Source organism: Streptomyces sp. NPDC059989 (genome assembly GCF_042736975.1).
In the GTDB taxonomy this organism is placed as follows: Bacteria; Actinomycetota; Actinomycetes; order Streptomycetales; family Streptomycetaceae; genus Streptomyces.
This window is the reverse complement of the sequence record NZ_JBHWUO010000054.1, coordinates 16,764-34,147: the sequence shown is the minus strand read 5'-3', so window position 1 is coordinate 34,147 and position 17,384 is coordinate 16,764. Positions and strand designations below refer to the sequence as shown.

15 protein-coding genes are annotated in these 17,384 nt (G+C 71.7%); 10 read left to right on the top strand and 5 right to left on the bottom strand.

Going from position 1 to position 17,384, the window contains the following annotated elements:
• Positions 1 to 136 precede the first annotated feature (136 nt).
• The 5 genes from ACFWBN_RS32995 to ACFWBN_RS32975 form a co-directional block, all read right to left on the bottom strand.
• The gene (locus tag ACFWBN_RS32995; RefSeq protein WP_385183143.1) at positions 137 to 1,204 is read right to left on the bottom strand and encodes a 2-oxoacid:ferredoxin oxidoreductase subunit beta; all 1,068 of its coding nucleotides are present in this window, start codon (positions 1,202 to 1,204) and stop codon (positions 137 to 139) included.
• Positions 1,197 to 3,140 (bottom strand): 2-oxoacid:acceptor oxidoreductase subunit alpha, encoded by a 1,944-nt coding sequence (locus ACFWBN_RS32990; protein ID WP_385183140.1) that lies wholly within the window; start codon positions 3,138 to 3,140, stop codon positions 1,197 to 1,199. Before ACFWBN_RS32990 ends, ACFWBN_RS32995 begins: the two co-directional genes overlap by 8 nt.
• 161 nt (positions 3,141 to 3,301) lie before the next feature.
• Complete coding sequence (locus tag ACFWBN_RS32985; RefSeq protein WP_326593630.1) at positions 3,302 to 3,961, bottom strand: response regulator transcription factor; 660 nt, start codon at positions 3,959 to 3,961, stop codon at positions 3,302 to 3,304.
• A 192-nt stretch (positions 3,962 to 4,153) separates the two neighbouring features.
• A complete protein-coding gene (locus tag ACFWBN_RS32980; RefSeq protein WP_385183136.1) occupies positions 4,154 to 5,473 on the bottom strand; it encodes a sensor histidine kinase in 1,320 nt (439 codons plus the stop codon).
• Positions 5,474 to 5,828: 355 nt separating this feature from the next.
• A complete protein-coding gene (locus ACFWBN_RS32975) occupies positions 5,829 to 7,019 on the bottom strand; it encodes a sensor histidine kinase (protein ID WP_385183133.1) in 1,191 nt (396 codons plus the stop codon).
• Positions 7,020 to 7,164: 145 nt separating this feature from the next.
• Between ACFWBN_RS32975 and ACFWBN_RS32970 the strand changes: the two genes are divergently transcribed.
• The 10 genes from ACFWBN_RS32970 to ACFWBN_RS32925 are packed head-to-tail and all read left to right on the top strand — an operon-like array spanning position 7,165 to position 17,157.
• Positions 7,165 to 7,572 carry an NADH-quinone oxidoreductase subunit A gene (locus ACFWBN_RS32970; RefSeq protein ID WP_385183130.1) on the top strand — a complete coding sequence of 136 codons (408 nt, stop codon included), beginning with the start codon at positions 7,165 to 7,167 and terminating at the stop codon, positions 7,570 to 7,572.
• Complete coding sequence (locus ACFWBN_RS32965) at positions 7,563 to 8,141, top strand: NADH-quinone oxidoreductase subunit B (protein ID WP_215011235.1); 579 nt, start codon at positions 7,563 to 7,565, stop codon at positions 8,139 to 8,141. Before ACFWBN_RS32970 ends, ACFWBN_RS32965 begins: the two co-directional genes overlap by 10 nt.
• On the top strand, positions 8,138 to 9,286 hold the full coding sequence (locus ACFWBN_RS32960; RefSeq protein ID WP_385183126.1) for an NADH-quinone oxidoreductase subunit C: 1,149 nt from the start codon (positions 8,138 to 8,140) through the stop codon (positions 9,284 to 9,286). Before ACFWBN_RS32965 ends, ACFWBN_RS32960 begins: the two co-directional genes overlap by 4 nt.
• A complete protein-coding gene (locus ACFWBN_RS32955; RefSeq protein WP_385183123.1) occupies positions 9,283 to 10,251 on the top strand; it encodes an NADH-quinone oxidoreductase subunit H in 969 nt (322 codons plus the stop codon). Before ACFWBN_RS32960 ends, ACFWBN_RS32955 begins: the two co-directional genes overlap by 4 nt.
• A complete protein-coding gene (locus tag ACFWBN_RS32950) occupies positions 10,248 to 11,021 on the top strand; it encodes a NuoI/complex I 23 kDa subunit family protein (RefSeq protein WP_385183179.1) in 774 nt (257 codons plus the stop codon). Before ACFWBN_RS32955 ends, ACFWBN_RS32950 begins: the two co-directional genes overlap by 4 nt.
• Entirely contained in the window at positions 11,021 to 11,614 is a 594-nt protein-coding gene (locus ACFWBN_RS32945) for an NADH-quinone oxidoreductase subunit J (RefSeq protein ID WP_385183120.1), read from the top strand. The genes ACFWBN_RS32950 and ACFWBN_RS32945 overlap by 1 nt, the downstream gene beginning before the upstream one ends.
• Complete coding sequence (gene nuoK, locus ACFWBN_RS32940; RefSeq protein ID WP_385183118.1) at positions 11,614 to 11,988, top strand: NADH-quinone oxidoreductase subunit NuoK; 375 nt, start codon at positions 11,614 to 11,616, stop codon at positions 11,986 to 11,988. The genes ACFWBN_RS32945 and nuoK overlap by 1 nt, the downstream gene beginning before the upstream one ends.
• A complete protein-coding gene (locus ACFWBN_RS32935; protein WP_385183115.1) occupies positions 11,985 to 14,009 on the top strand; it encodes an NADH-quinone oxidoreductase subunit L in 2,025 nt (674 codons plus the stop codon). Before nuoK ends, ACFWBN_RS32935 begins: the two co-directional genes overlap by 4 nt.
• Positions 14,010 to 14,047: 38 nt before the next feature.
• A complete protein-coding gene (locus ACFWBN_RS32930; protein WP_385183176.1) occupies positions 14,048 to 15,601 on the top strand; it encodes a NuoM family protein in 1,554 nt (517 codons plus the stop codon).
• Positions 15,598 to 17,157, top strand: a complete 1,560-nt coding sequence (locus ACFWBN_RS32925; protein ID WP_385183112.1) for an NADH-quinone oxidoreductase subunit N — start codon at positions 15,598 to 15,600, stop codon at positions 17,155 to 17,157. Before ACFWBN_RS32930 ends, ACFWBN_RS32925 begins: the two co-directional genes overlap by 4 nt.
• Positions 17,158 to 17,384 lie beyond the last annotated feature (227 nt).

Below are 17,384 nucleotides of genomic sequence, written 5' to 3'. Positions count from 1 at the left end.
CGGTAACACCACCCTACGGTAAGCGCTAACTTTTAGAAAGTGCTTCGAGGTGTTCGAGGGGTGTGCATGAGAGACGCGCCGAAGCCCGGATCCGCTGGGGATCCGGGCTTCGGGGGAGGGACGTCGGGGCGATCGGTCAGCCGACGACGGTCCAGGTGTCGTTGCCGCTCAGCAGGGCGCCGAGGTCGCCCTTGCCCTTCTGGTCGATGGCGGCGTCGAGCTGGTCGGCCATGAGCGTGTCGTACACCGGCCGCTCCACGCTGCGGAAGACCCCGATGGGGGTCTGGTGCAGGGTGTCGGGGTCGGCCAGGCGGGACAGCGCGAAGGCCGTGGTGGGGCCGGCGCTGTGCGCGTCGTGGACCAGGATCCGCGACTCGTTCTCCGGCGTGACCTCGACGACCTCCAGGTCACCGGTGGCGGGGTCGCGGACGACGCCCTTGTGGAGACCGGCCCCGAAGCGGATCGGCTGCCCGTGCTCCAGCCGGATCACGGCCTCCTGGGCCTGGTCGTTGTCCTTGAGGACCTCGAAGGCGCCGTCGTTGAAGATGTTGCAGTTCTGGTAGATCTCCACCAGCGCCGTGCCCTGGTGGTCGGCGGCCTGGCGCAGCACCTCGGTGAGGTGCTTGCGGTCCGAGTCGACGGTGCGGGCCACGAACGAGGCCTCGGCCCCGATCGCGAGCGAGACCGGGTTGAAGGGCGCGTCCAGCGAGCCCATCGGGGTCGACTTGGTGATCTTGCCGAGCTCGGAGGTGGGGGAGTACTGGCCCTTGGTCAGCCCGTAGATCCGGTTGTTGAACAGCAGGATCTTGAGGTTGACGTTGCGCCGCAGGGCGTGGATGAGGTGGTTGCCGCCGATGGACAGCGCGTCGCCGTCACCCGTCACGACCCAGACCGACAGATCGCGGCGCGAAGTGGCCAGCCCGGTCGCGATGGCCGGGGCGCGGCCGTGGATGGAGTGCATCCCGTAGGTGTTCATGTAGTACGGGAAGCGGCTGGAGCAGCCGATTCCGGAGACGAAGACGATGTTCTCCTTCGCCAGCCCCAGCTCGGGCATGAAGCCCTGCACGGCCGCCAGCACGGCGTAGTCGCCACAGCCGGGGCACCATCGGACCTCCTGGTCCGACTTGAAGTCCTTCATCGACTGCTTGGCCTCGGCCTTGGGCACCAGGGACAGCAGGTGCGGGGAGTCGGTCACCTCAGTCATTGATGGCCTCCTTGAGGACCTTCGCGAGCTGCTCCGCCTTGAAGGGCATTCCGTTGACCTGGTTGTACGACTGGGCGTCGACCAAGTACCTCGCCCGGATCAGGGTGGCCAGCTGCCCGAGGTTCATCTCCGGCACCACTACCTTGTCGTAACGCTTCAGGACCTCTCCGAGATTCCTCGGGAAGGGGTTCAGGTGGCGCAGGTGGGCCTGCGCGATGGGGCTGCCGACGAGGCGCAGCCGGCGCACGGCGGCGGTGATCGGGCCGTACGTGGAGCCCCAGCCCAGGACGAGCGTGCGGGCCCCGTCCGGGTCGTCGACCTCCAGGTCCGGCACCACGATGCCGTCGATCTTGGCCTGCCGGGTGCGGACCATCAGGTCGTGGTTGGCCGGGTCGTACGAGATGTTGCCGGTGCCGTCCTGCTTCTCGATGCCGCCGATGCGGTGTTCGAGGCCGGGGGTGCCGGGGACGGCCCACGGGCGGGCCAGGGTCTCCGGGTCCCGCTTGTAGGGCCAGAACACCTCGGTGCCGTCGGCGAGGGCGTGGTTCGGGCCGGTGGCGAACTGCGTCTTCAGGTCGGGCAGGTCCGCCACCTCGGGGATCTTCCAGGGCTCCGATCCGTTGGCGAGGTAGCCGTCGGAGAGCAGGAAGACCGGCGTCCGGTAGGTCAGCGCGATCCGGGCCGCGTCGAGGGCCGCCTCGAAGCAGTCCGCCGGGGTGCGGGGCGCGACGATCGGGACGGGGGCCTCGCCGTTGCGGCCGAACATGGCCTGCAGCAGGTCGGCCTGCTCGGTCTTGGTCGGCAGGCCGGTGGAGGGGCCGCCGCGCTGGATGTCCACGATCAGCAGCGGCAGCTCCAGCGAGACCGCCAGGCCGATCGTCTCGGACTTCAGCGCCACGCCGGGCCCGGAGGTGGTGGTGACGCCGAGCGCGCCGCCGAAGGCCGCCCCCAGCGCCGCGCCGATGCCGGCGATCTCGTCCTCGGCCTGGAAGGTCCGTACGCCGAAGTTCTTGTGCTTGGACAGCTCGTGCAGGATGTCCGAGGCCGGGGTGATCGGGTAGGAGCCCAGGTAGAGCGGCAGATCCGCCTGCTGGGCGGCCGCGACCAGCCCGTAGGCGAGGGCCAGGTTCCCGGAGATGTTGCGGTAGGTGCCGGTGGGGAAGGCCTTGCTGGCCGGGGCGACCTCGTAGGAGACCGCGAAGTCCTCGGTGGTCTCGCCGAAGTTCCAGCCGGCCCGGAAGGCGACGATGTTCGCCTCGGCGATGTCCGGCTTCTTCGCGAACTTCTGCCGCAGGAACGCCTCCGTGCCCTCCGTGGGCCGGTGGTACATCCAGCTCAGCAGGCCCAGCGCGAACATGTTCTTGCTGCGCTCGGCCTCCTTGCGGGTCAGCCCGAAGTCCTTCAGCGCCTCGACCGTCAGCGTCGTGAGCGGCACCGGATGCAGGTTGTAGGCGTCCAGCGAGCCGTCTTCGAGCGGCGAGGTCTCGTAGCCGACCTTGGCCATGGGGCGCTTGGTGAACTCATCGGTATTGATGATGATCTCCGCGCCGCGCGGCACGTCGGCGATGTTCGCCTTCAGGGCGGCCGGATTCATCGCGACCAGCACGTTCGGCGCGTCGCCGGGGGTCAGGATGTCGTGGTCGGCGAAGTGGAGCTGGAAGGAAGACACGCCGGGGAGGGTTCCGGCGGGTGCCCGGATCTCGGCGGGGAAGTTCGGCAGCGTCGAGAGGTCGTTGCCGAAGGATGCCGTTTCCGAGGTGAACCGGTCACCGGTGAGTTGCATACCGTCACCCGAGTCACCCGCGAATCGGATGATCACACGATCGAGGCGACGTACTTCCTTGCCGCCCGGGCTCGCCGGAGTGCGCTGTCCACCGACAACCGCACCCCCAGCCCCGTCGGCCTGCTCGGCTGGGCTACTGACCTGGCTGGTCACTGAACTGGACCTCCTTCGAGGCGTGGGCACCCCCACAGGACCCACCCTACGTCCGCAGGGTGCTCGTCCCAGGGGGCGACCACATTCTGGACCGTCGGACCGCCCCTTGAGACGGCCGACCGGTTTGCCGTAACTGCCGTATCTGACAGAGTGTCAGTCGATCAAGATTTCAGGTAGGTGAGAACGGCCAGAACACGCCGGTGATCCCCATCACTCGGCGACAGCCCCAGTTTCATGAAGATGTTGCTGACGTGCTTCTCCACCGCGCCGTCGCTGACGACCAGCTGCTTGGCCACGGCCGAATTCGTGCGGCCCTCGGCCATCAGCCCGAGCACCTCGCGCTCCCGAGGCGTCAGCCCCGCCAGCACGTCCTGCTTCCGGCTCCGGCCGAGGAGCTGGGCGACGACCTCCGGGTCCAGGGCGGTACCGCCCCTGGCCACCCGTACCACCGCGTCCAGGAATTCCCGTACCTCGGCCACCCGGTCCTTGAGCAGGTACCCCACCCCGGTGCTGGAACCGGCCAGGAGTTCGGTGGCGTACTGCTCCTCGACGTACTGCGACAGCACGAGCACCCCGATCCCGGGGTAGTCGCGCCGCAGCCGTACGGCGGCCCGCACGCCCTCGTCGGTGTGCGTCGGCGGCATCCGCACATCGGCCACCACCACGTCCGGCAGCGCGTCCTCCGCCGCCAGCTCCGCCACCGTCTTGATCAGGGCTTCCGCGTCCCCGACGCCCGCAACGACGTCATGCCCCCGGTCGGTCAGCAGCCGGGTCAGGCCCTCACGCAGCAGCACTGAATCCTCGGCGATGACCACCCGCACCCTGTCTTCCACGTCTCTGCAGCTCCCGCGTCCACTCGTTCCCGCACTCCCTGACTCAGCCAAGCATCCCAGCCTCAAAGCACGATCAAGGCAGAGCCGGGGCAACGAGTGGGCGCACGGCGGGAGTTTTCCCTCGCGGGGGTCGTGCGGGTGGTCCAGTGGAAGGCTTTGTGCGTGTATCCGGGTGGGGGCCTACGCCCGCCACGGGAGCTCGGCGGTGACGGTGGTTCCGCCGCCCGCGGGGGAGTCGACGACCAGCACCCCGTCCACCGAGTCCAGCCGCTCCGCCAGCCCCGCCAGCCCCGAACCGGACCGGGTGCTCGCCCCGCCCCGCCCGTCGTCGGCGACCTGGATCAGCAGCCGCTCCCCGGACTTCCACACGTCCACCGAGGCCGAGCGGGCCATGGCGTGCTTGCTGATGTTCTGGAGCAGCTCCGAGACCGTGAAGTACGCGATCCCCTCGATCGCCGCCGCCGGCCGCCCCGGGAGATCCACGGCCACCCGTACCGGCACGGCGCAGCGCGAGGACACCGCGGACAGCGCCGCGTCCAGACCCCGGTCGGTCAGGACCGCCGGGTGGATCCCGCGCGCGAGGTCCCGCAGCTCCTGGAGGGCGATCTTCACCTCTCCGTGGGCCTCGTCCACCATGCGGGCCGCGGCCTGCGGGTCCTCCGCCAGCTTCTCCTTGGCCAGCCCCAGGTCCATGGCGAGCGCGACCAGGCGGGCCTGCGCCCCGTCGTGCAGATCCCGTTCGATGCGCCGCAGGTCGGCCGCCGCGGTGTCGACCACCACGCCCCGGTCGGACTCCAGCTCGGTGACGCGGGTCGCCAGGCGGGACGGCCCGAGCAGCCCGCCGACCATGACCCGGTCGACGGTGGTCAGGGCCCGGAACACCCAGGGAGCGGCGAGGGTGAGCGCGAGACCGACGAGGGACGTGAGCAGGATTTCCACGGGGGAGTCGAGGGTGAGGGCGTAGTCGCCGTTGTTGAAGACCATGAGCCCGGACTGGTCGGTGTAGGCCGGGAAGACCCAGAACCAGAGCGGGTACAGCAGGAAGCCCCACCCGTACGCCCAGAACGTCAGTGCCACGCAGAAGCCGAACACCGCCCACGGGAAGTGGATCACGGAGTACAGCACGTGCCGCCAGGCGCTCCCGCTCTTGAGCAGCGCCCCCATGGCGGAGAGGGCCCCGCTCTTCTTGGCGCGGACGGGCGCGGGGTCGGGGATGTCGGTCCCGAGGAGGGTACGGACCCGGGCCCGCTCCAGGTGGCCGAACCCGCGGCACATGGCGAGCATGCCGGCGAGGACCGGAACGCCGAGGAAGGTGACGAGCAGCCCGGCGCCGAGGCTCAGGCCGGTGATCGCGAGCGAGAAGTACAGGGTGCTCAGCGGCAGCCCGATCAGCAGGTACCCGAACTCGCGCCAGGTCCGCCCCTCGACGGGCGCCCGCAACACCGCGCCGATCCCCCCGCCGGTGCCCGTGCCGGTGCCCGCGCCCATGCCGTTGTCCATGATCCCGACCCGCCCTTCCGTCTACCCGTACCCCTCAACCCTGCCGCCCCCACCCACCCCGAACCATGCGGCGAGTCGGCCTGTCCACCGGGGGGTTAACCCCACCCCGGGGCGCGTTCAGCCTCGCCGGCGTTTGAGGCGCGGGGTCTGGGGCGGAGCCCTGGGATGTGGCCGGCAGGGCACGGATCACCCGCGCCAATTCCAGCCTCGCCGGCGTTTGAGGCGCGGGGTCCGGGGCGGAGCCCCGGGAGGCGGCCCGCAGGGCACCGACCACCCGCACCCCCACCCCACGCCAAGGGACCCCCGCCCAACCCCGGACGGGAGTCCCGATCAGCAAATACAGGGGGCCCGGGGCTTAGCCCCGCCCAACCCCCGCCCCCGCGCGGTCGCGCCACGGCAGCTCCGCCGTCACCACCGTCCCCTCCCCCTCCGGAGAGACCACCACGAGCACCCCGTCCACGGCACCCAGCCGCTCGGCCAGCCCCGCCAGCCCGCTGCCCCCGGCGGCAGAGGCCCCGCCCCGACCGTCGTCCGACACCCGGATCAGCAGCCGCGCCCCCGCCCGCCACACCTCCACGCTCGCGCCCCGCGCCTCCGCGTGCTTGCTCACGTTCTGCAGCAGCTCCGACACCACGAAGTACGCGATCCCCTCGATCGCCTCCGCCGGCCGCGCCGGCAGGTCCACCGCCACCTTCACCGGCACCACGCACCGCGAAGCCACCGACGACAGCGCCGCGTCCAGGCCCCGGTCGGTCAGCACCGCCGGATGGATTCCGCGCGCGAGGTCCCGCAGCTCCTGCAGCGCCAGCTTCACCTCCCCGTGGGCCTCGTCGACCATCGCCGCCGCGCCCTCCGGGTCCTCCAGCAGCTTCTCCTTCGCCAGGCCCAGCCCCATGGCCAGCGCCACCAGCCGCGCCTGCGCCCCGTCGTGCAGATCCCGTTCGATGCGCCGCAGGTCGGCCGCCGCGGTGTCGACCACCACGCCCCGGTCGGACTCCAGCTCGGCGATCCGCCGCTCCAGCTCGTCGACGGGCGACAGCAGCCCCCGTACCATCGCGCGGTCCGCGTTCGCCAGCATCCGCACCACGTACGGCAGCACCGGCCACAGCACGAACAGGCCGGTCAGGACTACCGTGAAGGTGAAGACTCCCCACGGCAGCCGGACCAGCTCGTACAGCACCGTCCGCCAGCCGACCGGATCCTTGATGCTCGTCCACAGCCAGGGGAAGAACCCGCCGGCCCGCTTCGGGCCGGGAATCGGACTGGGCTCCTCCACCCGCACGCCCAGCAGCACCCGGGCGCGTGCCCGCTCCAGCCGTCCCAACTGCCGAGACAAATAGAGACCACATGCGAGCAAGGGAAGTCCCACCGCGGTCACGGACAGACCGCCCGCGACCGAAACCATGACAACCGTGTAAACGAATCCGACGATCGCCACGGGCATGTTGCTCACCAGATGGGCGATCTCCTTCCACGTCAGGGCGCTGAAGACGGCTCGGACGGGGGGCGGACGGTCGCTGTCGGGGATGCCCTGGCTCATGGTCATGCGGCACAGCCTGCCAAGCCCGGGCCGCCGATGCCATGGGGTGGCCGGGGTGCTGTGAACGGGGGATAACCCCACCCCGTGTGAGCAGGCCCTAGACTCCCGCGTGAACAGATCGTCGACACTGACCGAGGAGCGAGGAACGGACGTGCCCGAACCAACGGTATCGACCGTAACCGTGCTCGCGGCGGACTACTTCCGGAGTTATTCGGTCGTGGGCCTGCTGGCCGCGATCGGCGTGCTCTTCGTGGCCGTGGCCTTCGGCGCCGGCCGCCTGCTGCGGCCCGTGGTCCCGACCCACGAGAAGCTCCTGACGTACGAATGCGGCGTCGACCCCGTGGGCGAGGGCTGGGCGCACACCCAGGTCCGCTACTACGTCTACGCGTTCCTCTACGTCATCTTCGCCGTCGACTCGATCTTCCTCTTCCCGTGGGCGACGGTGTTCGCCGCCGCCGGTTACGGCGCCACGACCCTGGTGGAGATGTTCATCTTCCTGGGCTTCCTGGCCGTCGGCCTGCTCTATGCGTACAAGAAGGGCGTCCTCGAATGGACGTGACACCTCAGCCGGAGCTGCTCCCGGAGCCCAAGCGCCTGGGAGTCCTCTCCCGCCTGGCCCCGGAACCGATGAAGGTGGTCCTGAACTGGGGCCGCCGGTACAGCCTGTGGGTCTTCAACTTCGGACTCGCCTGCTGCGCGATCGAGTTCATCGCCGCGTCGATGGCCCGGCACGACTTCATCCGCCTCGGCGTCATCCCCTTCGCGCCGGGGCCGCGCCAGGCCGACCTGATGATCGTCTCGGGTACGGTCACGGACAAGATGGCCCCCGCCGTGAAGCGGCTCTACGAGCAGATGCCGGAGCCGAAGTACGTCATCTCCTTCGGCGCCTGCTCCAACTGCGGCGGCCCGTACTGGGACTCGTACTCGGTGACCAAGGGCGTCGACCAGATCATCCCCGTCGACGTCTACGTGCCCGGCTGCCCGCCGCGTCCGGAGGCGCTGCTCCAGGGCATCCTCAAGCTCCAGGAGAAGATCGCCCGCGAGTCGCTGGCGGACCGCTACGCGTCGGGTCCGTCCGTGGCCCAGCTGACGAGCGGCCTGGTCACACCCCCAGGGGCCGGCGCATGAACCTCTACGACTCCCTCCCCGACGCGGCGGCGACGGTCTTCGGCGAAGAGGCCCTGGCCGAGGTCTCGTACGACCTGCTGACGGTGGACGTGCCCGTCGGCTCGTGGATCTCCTCCCTGGAGATCGCCCGCGACAAGCTGGGCTGCACGTACTTCGACTGGCTGAGCGCCGTCGACGAGCCGGGCACCGGCTTCCGGATCTGCGCGCACGTGGTCTCGCTGGAGAACCACCGCGTACGCCGCCTCCTGCTGCGCACGACCGTCCCGCACTCCGCTCCCTCGCTGCCCTCGGCGGTCGCCGTGTACGCGGGTGCGGAGTGGCACGAGCGCGAGACGTTCGAGATGTTCGGGGTGGTCTTCACGGACCACCCGAACCTCGTCCACCTCCTCCTCCCGGAGAACTTCGAGGGCAACCCGCTGCGCAAGGACTTCGTCCTGGCCGCGCGCGTCGCCAAGGCCTGGCCCGGCGCCAAGGAGCCGGGCGAGGCCCACGACCCGGACGCGCCGAAGCGCCGCCAGATGCTTCCGCCGGGCGTCCCGGACCCCAACGACTGGGGCCCGATGAAGGGCCAGCTCCCGCCGGCCCCCGCCCGCCCGGCCCGCACCCCGCGCGCCGCAGGCGCGGCGGGCGCCGCCGCCCGCACCCCGCGCGAGGGCGCCCCGGTCCGCCGCACCCGCTCGGTCGCGGAGGGCTCGGCCACCCAGCCGGCCCCGGACGCCGAGTCCCCGACCCGCCCGCCGCGCCGCACCCGCTCGGTGGCCGACGGCTCGGCGAGCCAGGCGGCCGTCCCGGACACGGAGGGCTCGGCGACCCCGCCGACCCCGGATGCCGAGTCCCCGGCCCGCCCGCCGCGCCGCACCCGCTCGGTGGCGGACGGCTCGGCAAGCCAGGCGGCCGTCCCGGACGCCGCGCCGGCAGCCGACGAGGCGGCCCCGCCGCGCCGCCCCGCCCCCCGCAGCACGGACGCGCCCTGGCACGACCCGAAGCCGGCCTTCGACGCCGCCACGCCTCCGGCTCCGGCCCCGGCTCCGGCCCCGGCTCCGGCCCCGGATCCGGCCCCCGCGCCGGAGGCGGAGCGGCAGCCGGACCCCGAGGCAGAACCCAAGACAGACCACCCCACCCCTGACAACGGAGGCGACGCGTGAACGACGTCCTCGACGTCGCCCTGCGGCTGATCGTCGTCTTCGCCGTCTTCCTCGTGCTCCCGCTCGTCGTCGGGCAGACCGAGCACAAGGTGATGGCCCACATGCAGGGCCGCCTCGGCCCCATGTACGCCGGCGGCTTCCACGGCTGGGCCCAGCTCGTCGCCGACGGCGTGAAGTTCGCGCAGAAGGAAGACATCGTCCCGGCCAACGCCGATCGCCGGATCTTCCAGCTCGCCCCCGCCGTCGCCCTGCTCCCGTACCTCCTCGTCCTCCTCGCCATCCCGATCGGCCCGGGCGAGGGCGCGGTCGGCCAGGTCATCGACGCCGGGCTGTTCTTCGTGCTCGCCGTCATGGGCGTCGGAGTCCTCGGCTCCCTCATGGCCGGCTGGGCCTCCGCGAACAAGTTCTCCCTGCTCGGCGGCCTCCGTACGGCCGCCCAGCTGCTCGCCTACGAGCTCCCCATGCTGCTCGCCGCCGCCTCCGTGGCCATGGCGGCGGGGACGGTCTCCCTCCCCGGCATCGTCGAGTCCTTCCAGTGGTGGTGGCTGCCCTGGCAGATCGTCGGCGCCCTGGTCTTCTTCACCGCGGGCCTCGCCGAACTCCAGCGGCCCCCCTTCGACATGCCCGTCGCCGACTCCGAGATCATCTTCGGCGCGTACACCGAGTACACAGGACTCCGCTTCGCGCTGTTCCTGCTCGCCGAGTACGCCGGCATCGTCGTCCTCTGCGCCCTCACCACCGTCCTCTTCCTCGGCGGCTGGCAGGGCCCCTTCGGCGGCGACGGCCTCGGCTGGGTCTGGACCCTGCTCAAGACCGCGATCCTCGCCTTCGTCGTGATCTGGCTCCGCGTGAGCTACCCGCGGCTGCGCGAGGACCAGCTCCAGAAGCTCGCCTGGACCACACTCATCCCGCTCGCGCTCGCCCAGATCGCGCTCACCGGCATCGTGAAGGTGGCGATCAACTGATGCCCATCCCCGGATCCGGCCTCGCCAAGGGCCTGGCCGTGACGCTGCGCACGATGACGAAGCGCTCGCACACCGCCCAGTACCCCGAGGTCCAGCCCTCCCTCCCGCCGCGCTCCCGCGGGGTCATCGGCCTGTTCGAGGAGAACTGCACGGTCTGCATGCTGTGCGCCCGTGAGTGCCCCGACTGGTGCATCTACATCGACTCCCACAAGGAGACGGTCCCGGCCTCCACCCCCGGTGGCCGCGAGCGCAGCCGCAACGTCCTCGACCGCTTCGCCATCGACTTCTCCCTCTGCATGTACTGCGGTATCTGCATCGAGGTGTGCCCCTTCGACGCCCTCTTCTGGTCGCCGGAGTTCGAGTACGCGGAGACCGACATCCACGAGCTGACCCACGAGCGGGACAAGCTCCGCGAGTGGATGTGGACCGTCCCGGCCCCGCCCGCCCTGGACCCGGCCGCCGAGGAGCCCAAGGAAGTCGCCGCCGCCCGCAAGGCGGTCGAAAAGGCCGAAGCCGCCGCGGCCGCCGCCGCAGCCGAGACCGAGGCCGAGGCCGAGTCGGCAGAGCCCACCAAGCCCGCCACCCCGGGCACCGCCACCCCGGGCACCGCCACCCCGGGCACCGCCACCCCCGGCCAGGGCACCGGCACGGGCTCCGAGCCCGGCACCGGCATCGCCCCCGGCACGGGATCCGGCACGCCCGCCGACCCCGGTCCCGGCCAAGCCCCCGGCACGGGATCCGGCACCGACCCGGCGGGAGGCGCCGCCTGATGCTCACCGCCCACCTTGCCGCCGCCGCCCAAGGCGCCGGCTTCCTGTCGCCGACCGGCGTCGAGATCGCCTTCGTCCTCGTCGGCCTCGCCACCCTCGGCGCGGCCCTCGTCACGGTCCGCACCAAGCAGCTCGTGCACGCCGCCCTCTGGCTGGTCGTCACGCTCGGCGGCATCGCCGTCGAGTACCTGCTGCTCACCGCGGAGTTCATCGCCTGGGTCCAGGTCCTGATCTACCTCGGTTCCGTGGTCGTCCTCCTCCTCTTCGGGCTGATGCTCACCAAGGCGCCCATCGGCCGCTCCCCGGACGCCGACTCCGGCAACCGCTGGGTCGCGGCCGGGGTCGCCGGCGTCGCGGCCGTCGCGCTCGTCTGGGTCGTCGTCGATGCCTTCCGCGCCACCTGGATCGACCTCGACGGCCCGGTCCAGGGCTCCACGAAGGTCTCCGGCGAGATCCTCTTCCAGCACTGGGTGCTGCCCTTCGAGGCGCTCTCCGTCCTCCTCCTCGCGGCCCTGATCGGCGCCATCGTCTTGTCCCGCAGGAACACCCCCGCCGAAGACGAAGCCGCCGGCGAGAAGAAGGGCCAGCGCTGATGCACCTCGCCTACCCCGCCGTGCTGGCGGCGCTCCTCTTCTGCACGGGCCTGTACGGAGTACTCGCCCGCCGCAACGCCATCCTGGTCCTGATGTCCGTCGAGCTGATGCTCAACGCCGTCAACCTCAACCTGGTGGCCTTCGACGTCTGGCTGCGCGACACCCTGCACGCCGGCCAGGCCCTCACCCTCTTCACCATCGCCATCGCCGCCGCCGAGATCGGCATCGGCCTCGCGATCGTGCTGATGGTGTACCGGAACCGCGGCACCTCGGACGTCGACCGCCTGCGCGACACCGCCGAGGGCCACGAGCCCGACCGGAACCCCACCGCCAACGACAGCAACAGCACCGCCCGGCCGGAGGTCGCCGCGTGAGCACCACGACCCTCGCCGTCCTCGTCCCCCTCCTCCCCTTCCTGGGCGCGGTCGCGGGACTTCTCTTCGGCCGCAGCGCCCCCGGATTCGTCCGGCCGCTCGCCATCCTGCCGACGCTGGCCGCCGCCGTACTGGCCGTGCTCGTCGCCGTCCGCCATGGCGGCGGCAAGGCGATCGACACCGCGACCGAACTGACCCCGACCGGCTCCGTCCCGATCGAGCTCTCGCTCCACCTGGACGGCTTCGCCGTGCTGGTCGCCGTCCTGGTCGGGGTCGTCGCCACCTGCGTACAGCTCTACTCGACGGCGTACCTCCGCGAAGACCCGCGCTACCCGTCGTATGCCGCTCTGGTCTCACTGTTCACCTCCGCCATGCTGCTCGTCGTCTACTCCGGCGACCTGATGGTGCTGCTGGTCGGCTGGGAGATCATGGGCATCTGCTCGTACTTCCTGGTGGGCCACTACTGGGAGACCGAGGCGGCCCGCTCCGCCTCCCTGAAGGCCTTCCTCGTCACCAAGCTCGGTGACGTCCCCTTCCTGATCGGGCTGTTCGCACTCGCCGCCGACGCCGGCTCCTTCCGGATCACCAAGATCCTGGGCACCGTCGCCGCGGGCGGGCTCGACCACCCGACGCTGATCGCGCTCCTCCTGCTCGCCGGAGTCGCGGGCAAGTCAGCGCAGTTCCCGCTGCACACCTGGCTCCCGGACGCCATGGCGGGCCCGACCCCGGTCTCCGCGCTGATCCACGCCGCGACGATGGTCGCCGCCGGTGTCTACTTCATCGCCCGTCTCCTCCCCGTCTTCGCGGCCTCCCGCGCCGTGCTGGTGGTCATGGCCGTCATGGCGGCGATCACGATGGTCGGCTCCGCCCTCGCCGCCCTGGCCCAGGACGACATCAAGCGCGTGCTCGCCTACTCCACGGTCGGCCAGCTCGGCTACATGACCGGGGCCCTGGCCGTCGGCGACCGTGGCGCCGCCGTCTTCCACCTCCTGTCCCACGGCGCCTTCAAGGCGCTGCTGTTCCTCGGCGCGGGCGTCATCATCCACGCCGCCGGGACGAACTCCCTGGCCGCCATGTCCCGTATGGACGGCCTGGCCAAGCGCATCCCCGACGCCTTCTGGACGATGACGATCGCGCTCCTCGCGCTCGCCGCGATCCCGCCCTTCGCCGGCTTCTTCTCCAAGGAAGCCGTCCTCGTCGCCGCCGAGCACACCGCCACCGGCCACTCGGAGTTCGCTCCCAGCGCCGCCGGCTGGCTGGTCCTGGTCGCCGGCCTGCTGACCGCCCTGCTCACCGCCGCCTACGCCACCCGGCTGTGGCTGATGGCCTTCCGCGGTACGGGCGCCCCCGCGCCCGACCACGGCAAGGAACCCGCCGCCATGACCGGCGTGCTGTGGCTGCTGGCGGTCCCGTCCATCGGCTTCGGCCTCGCGGCCGGCCCCCTCGCCGACTGGTTCGACGGCGGGCAGCTCACCCCGACCCTGACCACCTCGCTCCTCGGCATCGGCGCCGCGCTCATCGGCGCCCTGCTGACCTACGGCCTCTGGCAGCGCGCCACGGTCCGCGCCGCCGCCGTCGCAGCCGCCACCGCGCCCGGCAACGGCCTCGCGGCGGACGCCGCCGTCGCCGCCACGGTCGCCGAGTCCGAGGCCGAGACCCCCGAGGTCGCCGAGGTCACCCACGACCACCCCGCCGCCCCGGTCGGCCCCACCGCCGACCCCGGCAAGGCGTTCCTCGGCCCCCTGCACCGCCACGCGGCCGACGGCTTCCACCTCGACGCCGTCTACGACCGGCTCTTCGTGCGCCCCGTCCGGGCGGCCGCGAGCCTGGTCCGCTTCCTCGACCGCGAGGTCGTGGACACGTACGTCCGCGGCGCGGGCGCCGGCCCGCGGCTGCTCGGCAGCCTCGTACGCCGGGCCCAGACCGGCAACGTGCAGAGCTACCTGAGCGCCCTGCTCGCCGGCGCCGTGGTCCTGGCGATCGCCACCGCCGTCCTCGCCAACGTCAACGCCGGATCGTGAGCCGTGAGTCAGCCGTGATTGATATCAGCCCGTCCGTGATGCAGTTCCTTCTGGCGTTCATCGTGGTCGCCCCGCTCCTCGGCGCGGCCGCGGCCCTCCTGCCGCCCCCGCCCGGGCTCAAGGGCCGCGGCCCCGAACAGGCCGTGCTCCGCCACGGCGTGACCGTCACGGGTGTCATCCTCGCCGCGGCGATCGCCCTCACCCTGGGCTTCGACCACGACGCCCCGTCCCGGTTCCAGGCGACGACGGACATCAGCTGGATCCAGGCGCTGAACGTCCGGATCCACCTCGGCATCGACGGCATCTCGCTCCCCCTCCTCCTGATGACCGCGCTGCTGTTCTTCCTCTGCGCGCTCTACAGCTACTTCAAGCTCCCCGCAGGCCCCTCCCCGAAGGCCTTCGTCGCGCTGCTCCTGGTCCTGGAGTCCGGCACCCTCGCGACCTTCGCCGTCCTCGACCTGCTGCTCTTCTTCCTCGCCTTCGAGATGGTCCTCATCCCGATGTACTTCCTCATCGCCCGCTGGGGCGGTGCTCAGCGGCAGGCCGCCGCCTGGAAGTTCATCCTCTACACGCTCCTCGGCTCCGTCGTCATGCTGCTCGGTCTGCTGCTCATCGGACTGAACAGCGGCACTTTCGACATGGTGGCACTCGCCTCTGACAACGGCCGCGGACTGACCCACACCACCCAGCTCCTGGCCGTCCTCGCCATCGGCATCGGCCTCGCCGTGAAGACCCCGATGTGGCCGCTGCACAGCTGGCTGCCGGACGCCCACACCGCCGCGCCCACCGTCGGATCCGTCCTGCTGGCCGGCGTCCTGCTCAAGATGGGCACGTACGGATTCGTCCGCATCCTGCTCCCCGTCACCCCCGACGGCATGGCCACCTTCGCCCCCTACCTGGGCGCCCTCGCCGCCATCGGCATCATCTACGGATCCCTCGCCTGCCTCGCCCTGGCCCGCAAGGGGAACAAGGGCGACCTCAAGCGCCTCATCGCGTACTCCTCCGTCGGCCACATGGGCTTCGTGCTCCTCGGCATCGCGTCCATGACCCCCACCGGAGTCAACGGCGCGCTCTTCGCCAACATCGCCCACGGCCTGATCACCGGTCTCCTCTTCTTCCTGGTCGGCGCCCTCAAGGACCGCTACGGCACCGCCGACCTCGACACCCTCGCCGGAGCCACCGGCGCCGCCCTCTACGGCCGCGCCCCCCGTCTCGGCGCCTTCCTCGCCTTCGCCGCCGTCGCCTCCCTCGGCCTCCCCGGCCTGGCCGGCTTCTGGGGCGAGATGCTGGCCCTCTTCGGCGCCTTCGACCCCGCCGAAGGCCTCTCGCGGCCCGCCTTCCTCACCTTCATGGCCATGGGCGCCTTCGGCACCCTGCTCACCGCCGCGTACCTCCTGGTCGTCGTACGGCGCGTCTGCATGGGCGACCCGAAGGCCGGTCCCGAGCTCGTCCTCGCGGACATCCAGCGCTACGAGTTCGCCGCCTGGACCCCGCTCGTCGCCCTCACCGTCCTCGCCGGCCTGTGGCCCGCGGTCCTCCTCGGCCTCACCGATCCGGCCGTCCAGAAGCTCCTCGCAGGAGGCAACGCATGACGGCCCTCACGGCCCTCGCCGCCGCCGAGACCCCCAGCCTGGTCCAGTCCGTCGACTGGCTCGCCATCGCACCCGTGGTGATCACCGCAGCGGTCGGCCTGGTCGTCCTGATCGCCGACCTCTTCGTACCCGAGCGCTCCAAGCCCGCCCTCGGCTGGATCTCCGTGGCCGGCCTGGCCGCCGCGACCGCCACCCTGCTGCCGCTGCGCGCCGGCGACCGCACCACCTTCTGCCTCACCGGCGACCCGGCCGCCTGCAGCTACACAGCCGACCACTTCGCGCTCGTCATCCAGTTCCTCGTCCTGGGCGGCGCGCTGGTCACGGCCCTGCTGTCGGTCACCGCCGTCCGCGACGCGCGCATGCCCGCCGGCGAGTACTGGTTCCTGCTGCTGTCCTCCGCCGCCGGCGCGGCCCTGCTGCCCGCCGCGCGCGACCTCGCCACCCTGATCGTCGCCCTCGAAGTCGCCTCGCTGCCCGCCTTCGCCCTCGTCGGCATGCGCCGCGGCGACCGGCTCTCCTCCGAGGCCGCCCTCAAGTTCTTCCTCTCCTCCGTCACCGCCACCGCCGTGTCGCTGATGGGCATCAGCTTCGTCTACGCCGCCACCGGCTCCCTGCACCTCACCCAGGTCGCCGATGGCCTCCAGGACGTCCCCGGGCAGCTCGACACCCTCGCCATGGCGGGCGTCGCGCTCACCCTCGTCGGCTTCGCCTTCAAGACCGCGGCCGTCCCCTTCCACTTCTGGGTCCCCGACACCTACGTCGGCGCCCCCCTGCCCATCGCCGGCTACCTCTCGGTGATCGGCAAGGCCGTCGGCTTCACCGGCCTCATCCTCGTCACGGTGATCGCCTTCCCGGCGTACTCCGAGATCTGGGGCCCGGCCCTCGCCGTCCTGGCCGCGCTCACCATGACCCTGGGCAACGCCGCCGCGCTGCGCCAGTCCGCCGACCGCCCGAACAGCGCCGTACGGCTGCTCGCCTGGTCCTCGGTCGGCCAGGCCGGCTACCTGCTGGTCCCGATCGCCGCGGCCGCGTACGCCGCGCGCGACCAGATCGGCTCGACCGTCGCCTACGCCCTCATGTACGCCGTCGTGAACCTCGGCGCCTTCGCCGTCGCCGCGCTGGTCGCCCGTACGAAGCCGCTGCACCGGATCAGCGACTACCGGGGCCTGTACGCCGAGCGCCCGCTGGCCGCCCTCTCCCTGGCCTTCTTCCTGCTCTGCCTGGCCGGCCTGCCCCCGGGCATCGTCGGCCTCTTCGCCAAGGTCACCGTCTTCCGCTCCGCGGTCGACGCGGGCCTGGGCTGGCTCGCCGTGGTCATGGCGGTCAACGTCGTCATCGCCCTCTACTACTACCTGCGCTGGACGGCACTGCTCTTCCGCGCGCCGGACGGTGCGGCGGAGGGCACGGCGGAGGCCGCTGCCGGGACCCCTGCGAAGGCCAAGGCCCCCTGGCCGGTCACGGTGGCGATCGTCCTCACCGCGGCCACGGCGCTCGTCCTCTCGGGCGCCCCGCAGCTGGTCCTGCGCTTCGCGGCGGGCAGCCTGTTCCCGCAGTAGCCCGTACGCCGGTAGCCCGTACGCCGTTAACCCGTACGCCGGTAACCCGTACGGAGCAACGCCCACGGCGGTCCCGCCGCCCCCGCCGCCCCGGCCACCGGGGCGGCGGCCCCCGCGCGCCCTGGGAACCTGACGCCCCCACCTCGCGTTGACCAGGAAGGGAGGGTCCACTGGACCGTAGACCCTCACATCCATGACGGGCTCCCCTGCCGCACCACCTGGAGGGC